The following is a 19,720-nucleotide window of genomic DNA, read 5'->3' as shown; positions in this document are numbered from 1 at the left end:
GTTGAGCCGGAGTGATGTGCTGCCGATGCGAGCACCCCGCTGCTTTTTGTGAGGAACCGGAGTCCGGATTTGGATACTTCCGGTTGATTCGAGAAATACCCGGCTCTATCATCCTCTCGATTAAGAGACACTTCACATTACCGTCTCCGTCTGAGAGACGCTCCACGTCACCGAAGCAAAGGGGCGAGCAATGTGTGAATTTGTTGTTGATCATGTCGACGTGAAGAAAATGAGTCAGAGTCAAAAGAAAAAGCTTACGACTCAACTAGAGCAGCGCAGGAAAGATCTCCAAAAAAAGGTCAACGCGCTTGAGAAAACAATTCGAAAAGTAAAAGGAAGATAGTTGTCCGTGAAGCCTTGAAGCTGATCGGCCAATTACGACGTGATCGATTTTGCAGCCGTTGTAGATTTGATTTTAAGCTGTATACCGAAATTCGATTCGGCGTAGATGAGGATCAGACGCGGTGAGCTCGCAACGGCGAGGCACTGGCACCAAGTCGCATGGGCGTGCACCAATGTTGCGACGAAGCCGAGCCCATCGATCAACGGTCGGCTAACCGGCCAAAAGACGTTGTTGGATTTTTGGCTGCTTTGGTCAGGATTGCTTTGTAATCACCAATCCAATCCCGGACAGTCTTTAGCTCAAACGACGCTGCTCAGGTAAAGCGGGTTCGGAATCAGTAAGTTACGCTCGCGCTCGGCTGTGCGTGGCGGCCCGGACTGATGCACCAGCGGATGCTGGAAGCCGTCGCTTTATGCGACTAACGGGGGCGCCGGGTCTGGAGGAGGCTTACAGTTGATTCGAAAAATATACGCCTCTATGATCCTTTTCTCCATCGGAGACACTCCACGTCACGCCAGCAAAGGGGCGAGCAATGTGTGAATTTGTCGGGGATGATGTTGACATGAAGACATTGAGTGAGAGCCAAAAGAAAAAGCTTAGGCATCACTTGGAGCAGCGCAAGGACCAGCTCCAAAAGCGGGTCAAAGAGCTCGAAGAAGCGATCCAAAAATTCAAGTAAGATCTTGTCGGTTGTGAAGTGTTCTGAAACGCGCTTGGACGAATTGGCTAGCTCGCAATTGCGACGTAATCAATTTTCCAGCAGATCTGATTTGGGCTGTGTGTGCCGAAAAATTCGGCTCGGCGCTGACGCAGGGATCAGACGCGGTAAATTCGCGACGTGATGACCGATCTTTTCTAGCTGATTGTCGACGTCCTGGCTTCGCTCTTCAGATCGAGAGCAAGACTAGATCGTGCGGGTCTCCTTGCAGGTTGTTGGACTTTGAGAATGGCGAGACACTGCCAGCAAGCCTTGCGGTGTTCTTCTTGCCAGTTTTGCGACGAAGCCGGGCCGATCGATCAGCGGTCGGCCAACCGGCCGAGAACCTTCTTGGGATTGTTGACCGCTTTGGTCAAGACCGTCTTGTAATCAGCAATCCAATTCTGCGCACTCATTCGCTCGAACAAATCGTTCTTGCATCTGCATACGCCGGTGATTCCCGACGGTGTCTTGTTGAGGCTCATTCTAAGCCAAGTGCGATCAATCGGTGCGATCGCCGACTTTCCTTCCCGATAGCCGAACGGTTGGACCGCTACGTCATGCAGCTTTATCCGTCTGCGAAACGCAACCTGGAGCACGAAGTAAAATTGAACGAGTGAGGCCGGATCCAAACCGTCTTCTTCCGCCAGTCGGGCGGCAATGATATCGAACGGGAGTTCCTGCCTGGTGTAAGCCTCCAAGACGGCGTCGCGCACGCGATCGAGCGCTTCATGAAAAGTCAGATCAGCATCGAATCGGGTGCGGATAAGCGTGGTGTTCGCGAAAGGGCCGATCACACGCTCGCTCCCCAGTTGAGATCGGTTGGCCATAGTGGTGCCTACGCAAATGTCGTTGCGTTCGCTTCGGAGCAACAGCAGCGTCTTGAAGCAGGTCAGTAATGTCATAAACAGGGTTACGCCTCGGCCATGGCTCAAGCTGTTCAGGCGCGCGACCAAATCGTTCGATATATGAAATCGTTCGTGGACGACGCGCGCGGCGAGCTCGCCTGCAACGTCAACATTCGCTGTAAATACGGGTGAGGCCTTTCGCAGGCGCTCCTTCCAGTAGCCGAGCTGTCGGGTTGCTGCACCGCTGGCAGACCACAGACGCTGCCAACGGGCGAAGTCGGGAAAATGAAGCGCTGGTTCGGGCAACTGAGTCTGCCTGCCGGTTGTGAGACTGGCATAGAATTCCGACAGATCCTCAATAAAAACTTCCATCGACCAGCCGTCGATGATGATGTCGTGGACGATCAGAACTAAAACGTGGTCGACGGCGCTGAGCCGCAAGAGGCGCGCCCGGAACAAGGGAGCATGGTTCGTGTCGATGAGTTTCATGCGCTCTTGCTCGATTCCCAGCTCCGCCTTCCTGACCAAGAGCGCCTTAACCCGGGAATTTCCGACAGGCGCCCGCGCTGCAAGATCCTCCACGACCAGGGTTGATTTGATGTCGCTGGCCCGGGTAGTGAGAGCAGCAGGCAGTTCGTCCAGCCAAGCAAATCCGGTGCGCAACGAGCTGTGCCGGCGCACGACTTCAGCAAGGCCTCGCTCGAGCGCAAGCACGTTGAGCGGCCCCCGCAGCCGATAAGCGAAGCGAAGGTTGAACTGGGGCAGTCCGGGGAGTTCCCTCTCGATCCGCAGCATGCGTTCCTGCACGACGGACACGGGCTGTGGGCCATCCTCTTTCACTCGTGCGATTTCCGTTGGCCGATCGCGCGAGCTTCGTAATAAGTTTGTCGAGCAGTTTTTTGATGACTCAACGCGAAGCGCGAGAGCCGCAATGGTTGGTGCATCGAAGATGTCTTGGAATGAGAAGTCGACGCCAAAATATTCCTTCACACGCATGATCATCTGCATCATCGCAAGTGAATCAACGCCGAGCGCAAAGACGTCCTGGTCAATGCCGATCTGATCCATGTCCAGGATCTCCGACCAGATCCCGGCCAGTTGCCGCTCCAATTTTGAACCCGGCAAAGCCAGCTTGCTGTCGCGTTCCCCTGCTGCCGACTGCGTCTTTGAAAATTCGCCCGCAAGTTCACTGCGCTTGATCTTGCCGCCGGCGCCTTTCGGGACTGCCGGCACCATCCGAATGAGGCCAGGGACCTTGAAGCCGACCAAGCGTTCTCGGGTAAAGTCTCGGAGACTTTCTGCGTTCACCTGCGCATCCTGACGCAGGACGACAACGGCGCCGACGTCCGCGCCAAGTCGTCCATGGGGCACAGGGAAAACAGCGGCTTCGATCACATCCGGGTGGCTCAGCAACGCCGCCTCTACTTCGGCGGGGGCGACCTTCTGTCCTCCCTTGTGGATGATCTCCTTAATTCGACCGACAATGAAGAGATACCCCTCCGCGTCAAGGTAGCCTAGGTCGCCGGTTCTGAACCAGCCATCGCGAAATGCGGACGCGGTCTCGGCGGTGTCGTTGTCGTAACCTCTGGTGATGGTGGGTCCCCGCAGCGCGATCTCTCCACGTCTGCCGGGTGGTAATCGTCGATCGTCACTGCCCAGAATTGCGATCTCGGGTCCCGCCGGCTGCCCGACCGAACCGGCCTTTCGCTGCTGCATAGGGTTTGCGGCAATCTGGGTGGCCGCTTCCGTCATGCCGTAGGTGTCGATAACGGGGACACCAAACAGCGCTTCCAGTTCGCCGAGCACGCCGGGCGCCAGCGACGTGGAAGCCGAGCGAACCAGCCGCAAGGAGGACCGCCGTGCGGCCTGTTTGTGGGGATCCGCTGCCGATAACACTGCTCGATGGATTGCCGGCACCGCCGTATACCAGGTTGGTCGAAACTCCGTCAGCCAGCCGAAGAACGCTGTTGCATCGAAGCCTGGCGTACAGACCACGCTGGAGCCGGCCGCCAACGCGGCCACAAGCCCAGAGATCAAGCCATGCCCATGGAATAGAGGCAGTACGCTGAGCAATCGGTCCCGAGACCTAAGTGCCAGATTGGCACCGACGTTGTGGGCCGAAAGGCAGACGTTCGTATGCGTTAGGGGGACCGTTTTTGGCCGCGACGTACTGCCCGAGGTCAAGAGGATGAATGCATCGTCAACGCTTGACGCAAACTCGTCGTCGCCCACGTGCTGTGGCGCTTGGTCGACAATGCAGAACGCGCCGGCTCTCTCATTTGGCCGCGTCGATATATCGATGATGGGTATGCCCAGGATGTGGGAGACGCGCCGGCTGGGCGAATCCCAATCAGCCCGGGTTAACAGCGCAGCTAGGTGCAATTCGCCGAAATAGCGTTGGCATTCGTCGTAAGTGAAACCCGGATTGAGCGGTACACAAACTGCAGCGGCTGCAACAACGATCATTGCCACCGCAGCCTCTGCTCCGTCCGGTAACACTACCGCGACCCGGTCAGTTCGGCCGACACCGACGCTCCGCAGTCCGCGAATTACATCGTTCGCCTGCATCCACAGCGCGCCATACGTCATCGGGGCGCGGCCGGTGGCAAGAATGGCGTAGCGGTCGGGCGCGTTTCGCGCATAGTTGGAGAGAAGGTCGGGTAGGGACGAAAAGGGACGTCCTCTGATGTTTTTGCGCGCGGTTCCGTGTTGCAATTCTTTTACGATCTTCGACAACCCCGCCCCCTATTCGTCAATGTTACGTTAGTGAGTATCTGCCAGAAACTGACTCAGAACCCGCCAGCAGCGCCTTCTGCCTCATTCAATCATGTTGTCGGGGCAGGCGAACCGAAAACTCCTTCACGGCTTCGTGGCCCAGGCGAGGTTTGCCGGCATCGGCAGCGACACCTTGCCGGCCTTGCGGTACGCAGTTGCTGCCGAGCAAACATGATCGCGTATCGCCGTCAGCCGTTCAGGGGTTTGTCTTTGGAGTAAGCTGCTCGTCCGAACTGTGCTTCGCAAAATGGCGTCGAAGTATTCCTCCGGCGAACCGAATTCCCAAGTCTGATCGACCGTCCGCGTTTGCGGATCGACGAAGCCGCAGCTGATGAATGCCTTTCGACAATTGTCCGGCTCGCTGAAATGGAACGGAGAAGGCCCCGGCGGCAGAACGTTTATGTCGCCCAACAGCGCGATGGCCCGTCGCGGTAATGAAAGTCCGGCAACGGTCTCCTCCCGACCCCACACCGTGAAGGCGAACCGGCCCCGCGGCTTCAAAATGCGGTGGATCGCCCTTAGCGCATTTTCAGGTCGCTCCAAATGATGGAAGCCGAAATTCATGGCGACGACATCAAAGCTTTCGTCTGGAAAATCCAGCAGGCTTTCCGCGTCTCCTTCGCGAAATTCAATGTCGGGATGCAACATGCGGGCGCGCTCGACCATGCGCTCTGAGAAATCGACACCGGTTACCATTGCCCCGAGCCGTAACGCGGCAGCAGCGAGATTGCCGGGCCCGCACGCTGCATCGAGAAGTCTCACGCCTGACCTGAGGTCGAGAGCTTCGAAGATGGATGGAACCGCTTGCTGCGTCAGCCGGCTGAAAGCCGCACCGTACTGATCAGCCGCCGTTTGCCACGCCTTGTGCTCAAAGGCCTTGAAGATCGAGTAGGGTTGCGTGCTTGGCTTCGATGACTCTCGCATTGAGTCTCCAATGCAAATTCCGCCGAATTTTCCGCTAAGCAAAGTCGGCCATTCACAGCCTTCCGCAGATGATGGCAATCTGAGGCTCATGGTTGAACGCGATCGGCTCTCCGCCAGACTAACACATTTCTACGAAAGCGGACGGAGCCGCTGATCGCTTTGGGAGCCATTTGCCGGATGTCAGTCCGACCGTCGATGTCGTTTGGATCCAATCTGAGAAGCCGCGATGCAGTCCGTTCCGCTCCACATCCCGGGACGTCAGCGGGTCTGTGCAAAAATCCTGAATTATGGCGATCACCAAGCTTCTGCGGCATAGGCACTCGCAAAGACCTTGAAGTGATCAGGGTCTCCAACCTGCTTGCTCGCATCCACTAGATCAGCACAGTCATTTCGACTCCTCGCCGAAAATGCTGGGCCTAACGTTCGCCGGCTCCTCGCGCTCTCTTTCAGCCCACCGAGCCTTGCGCTTCTCCTTCGCAGTGCGCTCGTAAACCTCTGCCGGGGTCAGGTCGGCTGCCGGCTCAGATGGTTCTTGATCGTTCGTCATATCATTGGAGTCGGCTTCGACGCTTCGTGCACGCAATGCGAGTCCGACGAGACCCAGCATCAATACTACGGCGCCGGCGATAATCAGCCAGTGCGGGTATTCCATCGATGAGAGGGCGTCTGTCATATCCCGTCGCGACAGCTGGCAGATTCACTTCCGGTGCCGGCAGAGTTCCCACTTGCCTAGCATCCACCGGTTCCTCGTTGAGCCAATCCTTGCCACCGCTTCGGTTTCTAGAGAGGTATTTCAATGCTCCTCTTTCTCCACGCCCGAAACGCTCGATGGCCTCAGTATTGGCCTCTTTTCACCATGTAGCCTCTAAAAAGCGCCTAGGTCCCGCCCTCAAACGTCCCAATCAATGAAAGGGATAAGAACGAGCCGGGAGGTCTAAAATGGAATGCGATCTCGAACGGGTAACCCTGGACGCCCTTATATTGCTTGAAGAAGTTGCCGCCTCTGGCCGCGCAGATACTGCGGCACTGATCGCTAAGTTTCGGACCGAACGGCAAAGAGCCAGGCGGCTGAGCGAATATTGCGAAGAAATTTTCGCTGAAATCCGCGTAGCATAAGCCGAGGTTCGGCAATTGATCGCCGAGCACGCCGCAAGGCGCAATCAATAACGGCCGCGGTTTTGAAATCGGCCTGGCACCGTGCCGGTGGGATAGCAACGCTGACGGCAAGATCGATCGGCGGCTGTGATGGCTCTTCGACGCCGTCTTCGTGACGGTAGTTATGGCAAGCATCTAGCCAGTCACCGAGCGCATTTATTGCTTTGTTCGCTGCTCGTAGAGCAATTCCGTTGGAAATCTTTTGTGCCTCGGACTGGAGGACTTTGATCGCGTCCGCAGCCGTGAGTTTGGAGCTTTCGGATCCAGGAGCTTGTAGACTCACTCCGCCGCCGGGCTTCAGCGGCCTGCAGCAGCAGGAGCGCTTCGATTCCTTCGTTCGGGAGTTCAACGCCGAACGGCCGCACGAAGCCCTCGGCATGAAATGCCCGGCAGAACTCAACACGGCCTCAACACGCCGCTACGATGGTCTGCCGGACCTGACCTATCCCTTCCACGACCGCGACGTGCTCGTCACCGCCTGCGGGCGGCACTGCCTGCACCGCAAGAGGATCAACATCTCAACCGTGTTGGCGGGCCAGAGGCTCGGCATCAAGGAAGTCGACGACGGCATTTGGCTCGTCAGCTTCATCCATTATGATCTGGGATACTTCGACTTGGAGTAGAAAACCCCTGCAACCCCTCGACAACCCGTTCGGCACCAGGTTGTCACCCATGTCTTAGGTACGTTCTGTTACCTATGTGTCCGGGCTGGACATCCAGAACTTGGCGGAAGGGGTGGGATTCGAACCCACGGTACCCTTGCAGGCACGCCGGTTTTCAAGACCGGTGCCTTAAACCACTCGGCCACCCTTCCAGCTCAAGAGTTTAGTCGCTTAGCGTAGGGCTGGCCCGAGCGCAATGCGAGCGTGGCCCGATGGGAAGAAGCCGGCGACAAGGGCGCCGATTCAATTGTTCGCGCATTGCCGTAGCGCTCCTTCATTGCCCTCTGGATGGTGCGGACGAGTCCGTCCGCCTTGCGCTTTAGCTGGTCGTAGAGATGAAGCCGCCTGAACAGGATCTCGATTTCACTATTGTTTTCCATTGCGCGGGCTATAGCACAGAACATGAACAAGATGACAAGCCGCTGGGAATAGCGCTGTGTCCATGAGGAACACCCAAGACGATTAGCTGAGTAAATTTGTTGCCTTAGTCTATTTCGTTAAGAAGATTCTATCGTTTTGCCCGACGGCCGGCAGCTGCTTACGCTGAAGAACGCGGACGGCTACGTCACGAGGCTGCCGAAGAGGGAACCCGATTTGCAGGAATGGCAGGCGGCGATCGAAGCGTTGATGCTGCTCAGTCGTGGCGGGGACATCATGCTCGCCCGCATCGGCGTCGTGGAGGCGCTGACCGCGAAGGGTTGCATTAACTGGTTGGTGTAGCGAATCATTCAAAATCGCAATGTGAGAATCCGGCGCTCAGTGCCGCACTGGTGGGCTGCTGTGTCTGCCGGCTGCTTCAGCCAGGGCTTCAGCCATTGCTAGAGGATCAGCCTATGGAGATCGGTATCTATGCAGCATTCGTTCTTCTGGTGCTTTTCGTCTGCGCGCGCCTGACCCTGCGCATCTATTTTCCGTCTGACACATGAGGATCCTCGCCGCCGCTTTGGCGATCTACGCGGTTTACCTTCCCGTCTCGCTGTGGGCCGGCAGCGGCTTCACGGCCTTCCACCGCCCAGCCGGCATGGCCGTCGAAATGATAACCAAGTTCGAGGTCGAGGGGCCGCGCTATCTCGCCCGGACGTACGTGTTCGGGCCGCCCAAATATCCCAACATTTCACAGATCAGCATCTACGAGAACATGACGCCGCTGCCCGGCAATAACGTCCACTTCACCGCGGATGGGCTGGCCAACGTCGTCCGGATCCAAACGAGCGACGGGTCGGACCCCCGCACCAATGGCCGACAATATTGGCTCGTCGACCCGGATGCTAATAATTAGCCGTTACATGACGCGGTTAATCAGCCACCAATAAACGCGAGCGCGAGAAGGTAAGGACCGAAGCGTTTGTTCATTTGCCGATCTGCCCGGATATCGATGCGAGACGTCGGTCTGAGATGCGATGCATCACCTGCGGTGTCTGGATAGCCGCCGACTTTCTCAAAGGGACTGGGGAGAGAGGGGGGAGGGGAGAGGGGAGAGGGGATGGTCCAGCCCCCGGAGCGGCCCCGGCCACGTTCGCCGGCGGTCCGTAGGGCGAGCTGGTTCTGGTCGGGACCGTATCGTCCCGGCGTCAAAGACCCGCAATCGGAGCGGGTGCTTCTCTAGCCGAATGCCGCAGCCAGCAGGCTCGAGCACAGGAGCAGGAGGCTGGCCGTGGTCAGGGCAAGAAATCCGTTGGAGACGATGTCGTGGTTGCGCATGTTACACCTACCACTCAGATGCTCGTCCGAATTTATTAAAGCTTTCGGAATTCCCGGCCGGAACTGCCAAACTATTTCTCTGTCTGACGCCCGGGCAAATTCCCGACCGCCCGCCGTTCAAAACTCAAGCTCTGGAACGATAGCCTTCAAATGCATGGGCAAGAAAAATGCCTGCGCTCACCAGGCCCATCAACGTTGTAACCGTCTCGATCATCGCACAAATCCTTTGCGCCCCCGCGCAATCGACAGAACGACTCCATCGTTGCACAGTCAAAAAGATTCAAAGGCCGGAATCACAGATCGGTCGTGAGTGATGATTTAGTGCAACAGATTGTCTGAAGGCGGCACAGGAAGACGACGACGGACGGCGCATACACCGTGAATCGAAGCGTCGCGCCCCGTAAATCAACGGATACGCAAAGCAACCATTCGTTCACCACGCAGGAGCAGATCATTCACCAGGCGGAAGCACACCCCATTTCCGCCGTGTTCCGGTTGCGATATCTTCACGACGTGATGCGGAGGCGGGCCGCATCGTGGGGTAAGGCCGTAATGCTTCGACGTAGGCAGTCGGCCGCTGGAAATGGTAATTGGGGACGATGGGGATTCGACGGCCAAAAACGATCGTGCTGGCGGTGCGTGGTGCGGTTGCCGTGGCAACGTGCCTTCTCCTTGCCAACTGCGCCTCGTCCAGCAAATTCGCCAGCCGCGTCGATCCCAAATATGGCGTCTCCTCAAGCCCTCGCGTGGTCGGGTTCGGGGAGGAAGTGCCGAAGGGCGGGGGAACCTACCGCGTCGGCAAGCCCTACACCGTCGCGGGCAGGGTCTACGTGCCGGAAGAGGATCCGAACTACCACGCCGAGGGAATGGCGTCCTGGTACGGCGATGATTTCCACGGCCGCCTGACCGCCAATGGCGAAGTCTTCGACATGACCTCGCTGACGGCGGCGCATCCGACGCTGCCGATCCCCAGCTACGCCCGCGTCACCAACGTCCGGAACGGCAAGTCGCTGATCGTGCGGGTCAATGATCGCGGCCCTTACCATGGCAACCGCCTTATCGACGTCTCGAACAAGGCCGCGGAACTCCTTGAATTCAAAGCGAATGGCGTCGCCAAGGTCCGAGTTGAATATGTCGGCCGCGCGCCCCTGGAGGGTTCCGACGACCGCCAGCTCATGGCGACGCTGCGGACCGGCGAGCCCGCGCCATCCCCGTCCACGGTCCGGGTCGCTTCGGCCCGCCCGTTTGTGCCCGAAATGTCGTCGTCCGCCGGCCGAATCCGGGGCGAAGTTCCGATGCCGGAAGGGCGGCCCTATAGCCTCGGCAATAGCTCGGCCGATTACGCCTCGATCAATGCGACTTCGGAAATGTCGGCCTCCAGCCGATCACGTGGCCGTGTCACGGAAAACCCGCGCGCCGTGTCCTACGAGAATGACGCGAACTATGCGGCTCCGAGCCAGGCTTATCTGCCGGTCGACCCGCGGGGGCCAAGCGAAGTCCTGAGCGGCCGCGGGCTTTACTAGCCTTTCAGGAACGCGATCAGGGCGGCGTTGACCTCATCGGGCCGCTCCTGCTGGATCCAGTGGCCGGCCCCGTCGAGAATGAGCTTTTGCCGCAAGTTCGGCAGCACGCGCTCCATCTCCTTGACCAGCTTGGCGCCGATCAGCCCGGTGATGACGCCATCCTTCGATCCCGCGATAAACAGCGACGGCTGGTGGATTTGCGCGCCCTGCCATGGCGCGGTCAATTCCCAGTTGCGGTCGATGTTGCGATACCAGTTGAGCCCGCCGCGAAAGCCGGATTCCTGGTAGACGGCCGCGAAATAGGCGAGGTCGGCCTCGGTCAGCCAGTTCGGCAATGCCCGATTCGGATCGGCGCCGGCGAGGAAGCCCTTGCCGTCCTGAACATATTGATGGGCGGCCGGATCGGAGAACCCGCGCCCGCCGAGTACGATTCGCATGGTTGCCGCGACATCGCGCTCGAACTCGGCTTCAGCCACGCCGAGCGGCTGAAAATACTGCCAGTAGAAATTGGTGATGCCGTTCTGCCGCAGGGTTTCGAGCGGCAGGCCGCGCCCGCGGGAAGGGGGCGGAACGCTGAGGCCCGCGACCCCAGTGAAGACATCAGGCCGGAACATTGCCGCGTGCCAGGCGACCGGGGCACCCCAGTCATGGCCGACAATGACGGCTTGCCTTTCGCCGAGCGCCGCCACCAGCGCGACCATGTCGCCGACATTGTGGAAGATGGTGTAGGCGCCGACATCGGCGGGCGCGCTGGTCCGACCGAAGCCGCGCATATCGGGGGCGACGACATGGAAACCGGCTGCCGCGATGGCGCCGATCTGGTGCCGCCAGGAATAGGATAGTTCGGGCCAGCCGTGACAGAGCAGCACCAGCGGACCCTGTCCCTCCTCGACGACAAAGAAGTCCAGCCCGTTGGCGGCAATGGTGCGTGAGGATGGCATCGCGTTTCCGCCCTGTTTTTCGTATCTTGTCGGAAAATTGCAGCTCCGCCACGATACGTTCCTTCGCCCGGCGCCGCAATCCGACCGACACGGCGGCAAGTTCAAAAAGCCAAGTCCAAAACCTGTGTTGTTTGCGATACTTCCAACTGTTAGAACGCACGGATTCAGGACATCGCCGATGGCAATCGAGACCTTCGTTTCCCGCAAATCCGACGCCGCGGCCGCCGTCCCGTGGCGCGGGCTGATGGCTGCCGCCATAGCGCTCGCGGTCGGTTGGGGTGGGGTCGTGTATGCCGCCAACAACAGCGTGCAGGGTGCACCAAAGAAGGAAGAGGGTGGCTTTGACGGCGACGCGCCGACCGCGATCCTGATCGAGGCGTCCAGCGGCAGCGTGCTGTGGGAGAAGAACGCCGACGAGTTACGGGCCCCGTCCAGCATGATGAAGCTGATGACGGTCGAGGTGGTCTTCAACGCTCTCAAGGAAGGCAAGGTCAAGCTGACGGACGAATACCGGATCAGCGAGAACGCCTGGCGCAAGGGCGGCGCGCCGGCCGGCGGCTCGACCATGTTCGCCATCCTCAACAGCAAGGTATCGGTCGACGATCTGCTGCATGGCGCGATCATCCAGAGCGGCAATGATTCCTGCATTGCGCTGGCCGAAGGTATGGCTGGCAATGAGCGGATTTTTGCTGCCGACTTCCTGACCGAGCGGGCGCGCGAACTTGGGCTAACGAAGTCGACCTTCGGCAATTCCAACGGCTTGCCGGACCCTGCCAACAAGATGACGGTGCGGGAACTGGGAAAACTCGCCCGCCACCTGATCCTGACCTATCCCGACATGTACAAATTGTTCGGCGAGAAGGAGTTCACCTGGAACAAGATCCGGCAGCAGAACCGCAATCCGCTGCTGAACACGCTCAACGGCGCGGACGGGCTGAAGACCGGCTACACCAAGGAGGGGGGCTACGGCATGGTCGGCTCCGCCGTGCAGAACGACACCCGGCTGATCGTCGTGATCAACGGGCTCGAGGATCCCGACGATCGCGCCTCAGAAGCGAAGAAGATGCTGGAATGGGGTTTTCGCAGTTTCGAGACGCGCACGCTGTTCGCAGCCAACCAGCCCGTCGGTTACGCCAAGGTATTCGGCGGTGAAAGCCGCTCGGTGAAGCTTGCAAGCCCCGAGCCGATCAAGGTGATGGTGCCGAAGAACGGCAGCGAGAAATTGATTGCGCGGATCGTCTATAACGGTCCGGTCCGGGCGCCCGTACAACCCGGCCAGGCGGTGGGTCTTGTCCGGGTGTGGCGCGGCGCCAATGTTGCCATGGAGGCGCCGGTCTATGCGGCGGAAGCGGTCGGCACCGGCTCGACCATGCGCCGGGCGATCGACGGCGCTAGCGAGCTCGTCATCGGCATGTTCCGCGCGAGCGCAGAGAAGCTCTGAGCATGAACCAGGCAACGCTGCAGCGGCCCTCCGGACGCGGGAAGTTCATCACGTTTGAGGGCGGCGAGGGCTCCGGAAAGTCCACGCAGATCAAGAAGCTCGCCGAGCGTCTTGCCGCGACAAAGCTGCGCGCCATCGTCACCCGCGAGCCCGGCGGCTCGCCGGGCGCGGAAATCATGCGGCATCTCGTGCTGTCGGGAATGGGCAAGCTGCTTGGACCGGAGGCGGAGACGTTGTTGTTCGCCGCCGCCCGCGACGATCACGTTCGCACCGTCATCCAGCCCGCGCTCGGCCAGGGAACATGGGTGCTGTGCGACCGCTTCTCGGATTCGACCCGCGCCTACCAGGGCCGTCTGGGGCAGGTCGCGCCAGGCGTGCTCAACGCCATGCAGCGCGTCACCATCGGCGATCTCAAGCCGGACCTCACCATCATTCTGGATATCTCGGTCGAAGTCGGTCTACAGCGCGCGGCCGCTCGCCGCGGCAGCGGCGTGCCTGACAGGTTCGAGGCGGAAGACCTCCAATTCCATCAGGATCTGCGCGACGCCTACCGGCAGATCGCCGCCGAAGACCCGCAGCGCTGCGTGTTGATCGACGCCAATGCCGATGCCGACACGGTCGCTACCCGCGTCTGGACGGCGTTGCGCGATCATGTATTCACGGCCCCGAGCCCGGCGGATACGGCATGAGCGCGCGCAAGACCGAGCAAGACGTGGCGGTCAGGCATCCCCGCGAAACGGCCGATTTGTTCGGCCACCACCAGGCCGAGACGGCGCTGCTCAATGCCTATCGCAGCGGGCGCATTCCGCACGCCTGGCTGATCGGTGGTCCGCAGGGCATCGGCAAGGCGACGCTGGCCTATCGTATGGCCCGCTTCGTGCTCGCCAATTCCAATCCCTTGTCGCCGTCGGTGCAGCGCGCCGAGACGCTTGCGCTCGCTCCGGATGAACCCGTCGCACGCCAGGTCACGGCCGGCGCGCATGGCGGGCTGCTGGTGCTGGAGCGGGGCCTGAACGACCGCGGCGTGATGCGGACCGTGATTACCGTCGACGAGACACGGGAGACGATTTCGTTCTTTGGTTCGACCGCGGCGGTGGATGGCTGGCGGATCTGCATCGTCGACACCGTCGACGAGCTCAATCCGAACGCCGCCAACGCACTGCTCAAGATCCTCGAAGAGCCGCCGCAACGATCGCTGTTCCTGCTCTGCAGTCATTCGCCGGCGCGGGCCTTGCCAACGATCCTGTCCCGTTGCCGCAAGTTGCCGCTGCGGCCGCTTGCGACCGACGACGTCATTCGCGCGGCCTCAAAGGCCACCGACATGGTGCACGATGATCCCGCGCTGTCGGAGGCTGCCGACGCTGCGGAGGGGAGCGTGTCCCGCGCGCTGACATTGCTCGGCGGCGACGCGCTGAAGCTGCAGCAGCGGACCGCCGCGCTGTTGGCGACGCTGCCGCAGGTCGACCCGCGCGAACTGCACGCGCTGGGCGATGCGCTGGGCACCAGCGACCGGGTGGCGCTGGCGGCTTTCATCGACGGCATCGATCGCTGGATCAGCGAAAAGCTGCGCACTGACGACGCCAACGCGAATCTGCCCCGCCTTGCACGGCTGGCCGAGGTATGGGAAAAGATCGTCCGCGCCGCGCGCGACACCGAATCCTATAATCTGGAGCGAAAACCGCTGGTTTTCTCGGTGTTCGGGATGCTCGCGGAAGCGACGCGGTAACGCTCCGTCCGAAAATAATCCCTGATATCGTTGAGTTAAAAAGGAATTCGTGGTGGCGAAGGCTGGAAAGAAAGCTTCGAAAAAGCGCAAGGCGAAGAAGGTCAGCAAATCGCCGTCCGCACGCACCGGCAAGAAGGCCGCGAAGAAGCACGCCGCCAGGAAAGGTGCCGCCAAGCGCACGCGTGTCGTGAAGAAGGCGGGCAAGGCATCGAAGAAGACTGCCGGCAAAGTCGCGAAAAAGGCTCCTAAAAAGGCTGCGAAGAAAGCAGCCAAAAAAACTGCTAAGAAAACTGCTAAGAAAACTGCCAAGAAGTCAGCGAAGAAATCCGCGAACAAAACGAAGGTAACATCGCAGGAAGCGACTCCCGTCGTACAGGTCACACCGGTCGTTGAACGCGCAAAGCCAGCCAAGCCGCGCGCGAAGCCGGCTGCAGCTGCCCAGCCGGCAGTAGCTGCCGAGCGCGACACCTACTTCATAACCACCGCGATCGCCTATCCCAACGGCATTCCGCATATCGGCCACGCCTATGAAGCGATCGCGACCGATGCGCTGGCGCGGTTTCAGCGGCTCAACGGCAAGGATGTGTTCTTCCTCACCGGCACCGACGAGCACGGCCTGAAAATGATTCAGACTGCCGAGAGCGAGGGACTTGCGGTCGCCGAACTCGCCGCGCGCAATGCCGGCCGGTTCAAGGAGATGGACGAACGGCTCAACGTATCGTTCGACCGCTTCATCCGCACCACGGAGCCGGCGCATCATCATTCGGTCCAGGTGGTCTGGAACCGGATGCAGCAGAATGGCGACATCTACATCGACACCTATGCCGGCTGGTATTCGGTGCGCGACGAAGCCTATTACGCCGAGGAGGAAACTGTCCTCGGTGACGACCAGGTGCGCCGCGGCCCGCAGGGCTCGCCGGTGGAATGGGTCGAGGAGAAGAGCTACTTCTTCAAGCTGTCTGCTTATCAGGATCGGCTGCTGGCGCTGTACGAGAGCCAGCCGGACTTCATCGGGCCGGATTCGCGCCGCAACGAGGTCATCAGCTTCGTCAAGGGCGGCCTGAAAGACTTGTCAATTTCGCGCACGACGTTCGACTGGGGCGTCAAGGTGCCGAACGACCCCGAGCATGTGATGTATGTTTGGGTCGATGCGCTGACCAACTACATCACCGGAGTCGGCTTCCCCGACGAGGGCGCGGCGAACTGGCGTTACTGGCCCGCGGATGTGCACATCATCGGCAAGGACATCATTCGCTTCCACGCGGTGTACTGGCCGGCGTTCCTGATTTCGGCGGGCATTCCCGTGCAGAAGCGGGTCTATGCGCATGGCTTCCTGTTCAACAGGGGCGAGAAGATGTCGAAGTCGGTCGGCAACGTTGTCGATCCCTTCAATCTCGCCGATCAGTACGGCGTCGACCAGATGCGCTATTTCTTCCTGCGCGAGGTGCCGTTCGGACAGGACGGCAACTACAACCATGAAGCCATCGTCGCTCGCATCAATGCCGACCTCGCCAACGACCTCGGCAATCTGGCGCAGCGCTCGCTGTCGATGATCGCAAAACAACTTGGCGGCGTGCTGCCGGAACCCGGCGAGTTCACCGATAACGACAAGGAGATTTTGGCGGAGGCGGATGCCATGCTGGCGGCGTCGAGGATCGCGATGGCCACCCAGCAGATTCATCAATGGCTGAACGTGGTGTGGTCGGTGGTCGCGGAAGCCAATCGCTATTTCGCGGGCGAGGCGCCATGGGCGCTGGCCAAGACCGATCCGGCACGGCAGAAAACCGTATTGTACGTGACGGCGGAAGTCGTGCGGCAGGTCGCCATCCTGACCCAGCCGGTGATGCCGGATGCCTCCAGCAAACTGCTCGACAGTCTCGGCGTCCCCCAGGACGCGCGCGACTTCGCAGCGCTCGGCACGCGGATCAAGGCCGGCGGGACGCTGCCGCCGCCGGTCGGCGTGTTCCCGCGCTATGTCGAACCAAAGGCGGATTGAGCCGTTTGCAAGCCATGCTCGTTGACAGCCACTGCCACCTCGACTTTCCGGATTTCGCCGAGGATCTCGACGCCATCGTCGCGCGCGCCGAGACGGCGGGGATCGGCCGCATCGTCACCATCTCGACCCGGGTGAAGCGGCTCGGCGGGCTTTTGGCCATCGCCGAGCGGTTTCCCAACGTCTATTGCTCGGTCGGCACCCATCCGCATCATGCCGATGAGGAGGACGGAATTCCCGCCGGCGAACTGATCGAACTCGCCAGGCACCCGAAAGTCGTGGCGCTGGGCGAGGCGGGACTGGATTATTTCTATGAGAACGGTTCGCCCGAGGCGCAGGAGCGCGGCTTTCGCGCGCATATCGCCGCGGCACGGGCGACAGGATTGCCGCTGGTGATCCATACCCGCGAGGCCGACGAGGATTGCGGCCGCATTCTTGAAGACGAAGTGGCAAAGGGAGCCTTCCGCGCGGTGCTGCATTGCTACACCGGCGGGCGCGAACTGGCGATGAAGGCGATTGGCCTCGGCCTGTCGATCTCTTTCACGGGTATCCTGACGTTCAAGAAGTCCGAAGCCCTCCGCGAGCTCGCCGCCGAGCTCCCGGCTGACCGCATCATGGTCGAAACCGACGCGCCCTATCTGGCGCCCGGCAAGTTTCGCGGCAAGCGCAACGAGCCGTCCTACGTGGTCGAGGTCGCAAAGGTGCTGGCGGAAACGCGCGGCGTCTCGCTGGAAGAAATCTCGCGGCAGACGACGGAAAACTTCTTCCGGCTATTTTCAAAAGTGCCGCCGCCGAAGGCTGCCGCATGACGGTAACGCTGACCATCCTCGGCTGCGGCTCCTCCGCCGGCGTACCGCGACCGGCGCTCGGCTGGGGCGCCTGCGATCCCAACAATCCAAAAAACCGGCGCCGCCGCTGCTCGCTGATGGTCGAACGCACGGGCGCGCACGGCACCACGCGGATCGTGATCGATACCTCGCCCGACCTGCGCGAGCAGTTGATCGACGCCAATGTCGGTCACATCGATTCGGTATTCCTGACCCATGAGCATGCCGACCAGACCCACGGCATCGACGATTTGCGCTCGGTCGTATTGCACCAGCGCAGGCGCATCCCGGTCTACTTCAACCAATCGACCGCCAAGGACATCATGGCGCGGTTCTCCTATTGCTTCATCTCGCCGGAGGGCAGCGACTATCCGCCGATCCTGACGCGCCACTCGATCGAAGCGGGCGAGAGTCATGAGACCGAAGGGAAGGGCGGTCCGGTAAAACTGTCCGCCTTTCTGGTTCACCACGGCAGGATTCCCGCACTCGGTTTCCGCGTCGGCGCCGCCGCCTACACACCCGACCTTCACGACATCCCCGAGGAGAGCTGGCCAGCGCTGGAAAACCTCGACCTCTGGATCGTCGACGGGCTGCGCTATGCCGGCCATCCCAGCCATTTCAGCGTCAGCGATGCGCTGTCCTGGATCGAGCGGTTCAAGCCGAAGTGCGCCGTCATCACCAACATGCATTCCGATCTCGATTACGAGGTGCTGCGTCAGAGCCTGCCGGCCGGCGTCATCCCGGCCTATGACGGGATGCGGCTGGAGCTAGGTTAAGATCCGCAGCGCGCGGCTGACGACCTCGACTAAGAGGGGTCTTCCGCCAGACATGATGCTGGCCTATGACGGAATCAGGCCAGTGCTGGAGAATCCAGACTGAGCCCGTCGGTCGCGCCGCAAACCCCGTCGCGGGCCGCGGAGGAATTTCGATGATTGGCCTGTTCTTTGAAGTTCAGACGAAGCCCGGGCACCGCGATCAATATCTCGATCTCGCGGCCTCGTTGAAGCCCGACCTCGAGGCGATGGGCGGCTGCCGCTTCATCGATCGCTTCAGGAGCTTGACGCGGGAGAACCTGCTGCTCTCCTACCAGATCTGGCAGGACGAGGCGGCCCTGACGGCGTGGCGAGCCCACGCCCACCATCATGATGTCCAGACCATCGGCCGCGCGAGGGTTTTTTCGGATTATCGGATCCGCGTCGCCCAGGTCATTCACGAACAAAAGCCAGGCCAGCCGGTCTGGCGGCCCGAGCGGCGCGCGCCCTATAACGACCCCGCAAGGCGCAAGCCGACCTATATCCTCGCCTCGGAATCGAAGAATGGAACGCTGGCGGCGGAGACCGAGTGGCGCCGTGATTCTTTCGCGAGCGTTTATCGCGAGGAGCATTTTGCGCATCTGGTCGATTTACCGGACGATCGCGCCGGCATCGAATTCGGAACGCGCCTGTTTGCCGATCCGACGGTTCAGTATTTTCGCGTCTTCGAGGTGATGCGCGATTACGGCATGTTCCAACGCACCGAAGCGCCGCAATACTATCCTCCGGTGGACCGCACTTCAGCGTAGGTTCTTCATCTAGTCGCAGAGCGACATTCGCATGTCATGGCCATAGATGGCATAGAGCTCAAGCAGCCGGTCAAAGGTGATTCCGCTCTGCTGCTCGATTGCGAGAGGGTGGTCGGTGGGTTCCAGCAGTACTCGCGGTCGCTGCCGTCCGCTCACTGGATGAACCTGACATTTTAGATTGAGCGTATCGGGATATCCTTTAAGCCGATTGCAAAACCACCCAAACCATGGGCCGAGTTCGTCCTGCTCACCACTGTCGAATTCCGCGATGTAGCGTTCAAAGTTTTTGCGCGAAAGGGTCGCCCAAACGCCGAAACCGAATTGCTGTCCGCCGCTGCCCCGGATCGGCAGCTCCAGCACCGCACGCACAAAGAAGTGTTGGCCCTCCAAAACACAGAAATCCTCTGAGAGGAAGTTGCCGCTGAGGTCGAGATCAAGAGCGCTGTTGGGCGCCTTGTCCTCTGCACCCGGCCATTGCTCGGGCTTGCCGAACGCAAGATCGAACAGGCCCTGATGTGCTTCGCCGCAGCTCACGCAGGACCACGGACGATCCCAAAGCCGGCGCCAGCGCGGGTCGCTGGCCAAATCGAGATCGTCCTTCAT

17 protein-coding genes, 1 tRNA gene and 1 pseudogene are annotated in these 19,720 nt (G+C 60.4%); 13 read left to right on the top strand and 6 right to left on the bottom strand.

Features of this window, described 5'->3' with window-relative positions:
- Window positions 1-875: 875 nt before the first annotated feature.
- A complete protein-coding gene (locus ACPPVP_RS23285) occupies window positions 876-1,022 on the top strand; it encodes a hypothetical protein (protein ID WP_426524803.1) in 147 nt (48 codons plus the stop codon).
- A 338-nt stretch (window positions 1,023-1,360) separates the two neighbouring features.
- Here the strand turns inward: ACPPVP_RS23285 and ACPPVP_RS23280 are convergent, their stop codons facing one another.
- The 3 genes from ACPPVP_RS23280 to ACPPVP_RS23270 all read right to left on the bottom strand — a co-directional run bounded on the left by ACPPVP_RS23280 (window position 1,361) and on the right by ACPPVP_RS23270 (window position 6,260).
- The gene (locus ACPPVP_RS23280) at window positions 1,361-4,624 is read right to left on the bottom strand and encodes an AMP-binding protein (protein ID WP_426524801.1); all 3,264 of its coding nucleotides are present in this window, start codon (window positions 4,622-4,624) and stop codon (window positions 1,361-1,363) included.
- Between the two features lie 123 nt (window positions 4,625-4,747).
- Window positions 4,748-5,587 carry a class I SAM-dependent methyltransferase gene (locus ACPPVP_RS23275; protein ID WP_426524799.1) on the bottom strand — a complete coding sequence of 280 codons (840 nt, stop codon included), beginning with the start codon at window positions 5,585-5,587 and terminating at the stop codon, window positions 4,748-4,750.
- A gap of 385 nt (window positions 5,588-5,972) precedes the next feature.
- The gene (locus ACPPVP_RS23270; RefSeq protein ID WP_426524797.1) at window positions 5,973-6,260 is read right to left on the bottom strand and encodes a hypothetical protein; all 288 of its coding nucleotides are present in this window, start codon (window positions 6,258-6,260) and stop codon (window positions 5,973-5,975) included.
- A 266-nt stretch (window positions 6,261-6,526) separates the two neighbouring features.
- On the opposite strand from ACPPVP_RS23270, the gene ACPPVP_RS23265 reads away from it, so the two are divergent.
- Together ACPPVP_RS23265 and ACPPVP_RS23260 are read left to right on the top strand one after the other, a co-directional pair.
- Window positions 6,527-6,703, top strand: a complete 177-nt coding sequence (locus ACPPVP_RS23265; RefSeq protein ID WP_426524793.1) for a hypothetical protein — start codon at window positions 6,527-6,529, stop codon at window positions 6,701-6,703.
- A 320-nt stretch (window positions 6,704-7,023) separates the two neighbouring features.
- Window positions 7,024-7,423, top strand: a pseudogene (locus tag ACPPVP_RS23260) (IS481 family transposase); the annotation flags it as partial.
- Window positions 7,424-7,466: 43 nt separating this feature from the next.
- On the opposite strand, the gene ACPPVP_RS23255 reads toward ACPPVP_RS23260, so the two are convergent.
- Window positions 7,467-7,556: transfer RNA gene (locus ACPPVP_RS23255), tRNA-Ser, on the bottom strand.
- Window positions 7,557-7,920: 364 nt separating this feature from the next.
- On the opposite strand from ACPPVP_RS23255, the gene ACPPVP_RS23250 reads away from it, so the two are divergent.
- The 3 genes from ACPPVP_RS23250 (at window position 7,921) to ACPPVP_RS23240 (ending at window position 10,628) form a co-directional block, all read left to right on the top strand.
- Window positions 7,921-8,124 (top strand): hypothetical protein, encoded by a 204-nt coding sequence (locus tag ACPPVP_RS23250; RefSeq protein ID WP_426524791.1) that lies wholly within the window; start codon window positions 7,921-7,923, stop codon window positions 8,122-8,124.
- Window positions 8,125-8,326: 202 nt separating this feature from the next.
- Window positions 8,327-8,683, top strand: a complete 357-nt coding sequence (locus ACPPVP_RS23245; protein ID WP_426524790.1) for a hypothetical protein — start codon at window positions 8,327-8,329, stop codon at window positions 8,681-8,683.
- A 1,021-nt stretch (window positions 8,684-9,704) separates the two neighbouring features.
- A complete protein-coding gene (locus tag ACPPVP_RS23240) occupies window positions 9,705-10,628 on the top strand; it encodes a septal ring lytic transglycosylase RlpA family protein (protein ID WP_426524788.1) in 924 nt (307 codons plus the stop codon).
- Here ACPPVP_RS23240 and ACPPVP_RS23235 read toward each other — a convergent pair.
- A complete protein-coding gene (locus ACPPVP_RS23235; protein WP_426524786.1) occupies window positions 10,625-11,569 on the bottom strand; it encodes an alpha/beta fold hydrolase in 945 nt (314 codons plus the stop codon). The two genes, ACPPVP_RS23240 and ACPPVP_RS23235, sit on opposite strands and share 4 nt — an antisense overlap.
- Before the next feature lie 244 nt (window positions 11,570-11,813).
- Here ACPPVP_RS23235 and ACPPVP_RS23230 point away from each other — a divergent pair, with 244 nt between their 5' ends.
- The 7 genes from ACPPVP_RS23230 (at window position 11,814) to ACPPVP_RS23200 (ending at window position 19,117) form a co-directional block, all read left to right on the top strand.
- Window positions 11,814-13,010: a D-alanyl-D-alanine carboxypeptidase family protein gene (locus tag ACPPVP_RS23230; protein ID WP_426538017.1), complete on the top strand. Its 1,197-nt coding sequence runs from the start codon at window positions 11,814-11,816 to the stop codon at window positions 13,008-13,010.
- Between the two features lie 2 nt (window positions 13,011-13,012).
- On the top strand, window positions 13,013-13,699 hold the full coding sequence (gene tmk, locus ACPPVP_RS23225; protein WP_426524784.1) for a dTMP kinase: 687 nt from the start codon (window positions 13,013-13,015) through the stop codon (window positions 13,697-13,699).
- Window positions 13,696-14,736 carry a DNA polymerase III subunit delta' gene (locus tag ACPPVP_RS23220; RefSeq protein ID WP_426524782.1) on the top strand — a complete coding sequence of 347 codons (1,041 nt, stop codon included), beginning with the start codon at window positions 13,696-13,698 and terminating at the stop codon, window positions 14,734-14,736. Before tmk ends, ACPPVP_RS23220 begins: the two co-directional genes overlap by 4 nt.
- Window positions 14,737-14,788: 52 nt before the next feature.
- A complete protein-coding gene (gene metG / locus ACPPVP_RS23215; RefSeq protein WP_426524780.1) occupies window positions 14,789-16,732 on the top strand; it encodes a methionine--tRNA ligase in 1,944 nt (647 codons plus the stop codon).
- A gap of 14 nt (window positions 16,733-16,746) precedes the next feature.
- Window positions 16,747-17,538: a TatD family hydrolase gene (locus ACPPVP_RS23210; RefSeq protein ID WP_426524778.1), complete on the top strand. Its 792-nt coding sequence runs from the start codon at window positions 16,747-16,749 to the stop codon at window positions 17,536-17,538.
- The gene (locus ACPPVP_RS23205) at window positions 17,535-18,332 is read left to right on the top strand and encodes an MBL fold metallo-hydrolase (RefSeq protein WP_426524776.1); all 798 of its coding nucleotides are present in this window, start codon (window positions 17,535-17,537) and stop codon (window positions 18,330-18,332) included. The genes ACPPVP_RS23210 and ACPPVP_RS23205 overlap by 4 nt, the downstream gene beginning before the upstream one ends.
- Before the next feature lie 152 nt (window positions 18,333-18,484).
- Window positions 18,485-19,117, top strand: a complete 633-nt coding sequence (locus ACPPVP_RS23200) for an antibiotic biosynthesis monooxygenase family protein (protein WP_426524774.1) — start codon at window positions 18,485-18,487, stop codon at window positions 19,115-19,117.
- Between the two features lie 9 nt (window positions 19,118-19,126).
- On the opposite strand, the gene ACPPVP_RS23195 is transcribed toward ACPPVP_RS23200, so the two are convergent.
- Complete coding sequence (locus ACPPVP_RS23195) at window positions 19,127-19,720, bottom strand: DUF2199 domain-containing protein (protein WP_426524772.1); 594 nt, start codon at window positions 19,718-19,720, stop codon at window positions 19,127-19,129.

Source organism: Bradyrhizobium sp. McL0615, from assembly GCF_049993905.1.
In the GTDB taxonomy this organism is placed as follows: Bacteria; Pseudomonadota; Alphaproteobacteria; order Rhizobiales; family Xanthobacteraceae; genus Bradyrhizobium.
The sequence above is the reverse complement of the archived record's forward strand: the minus strand, read 5'-3'. Positions and strand labels throughout refer to the sequence as shown.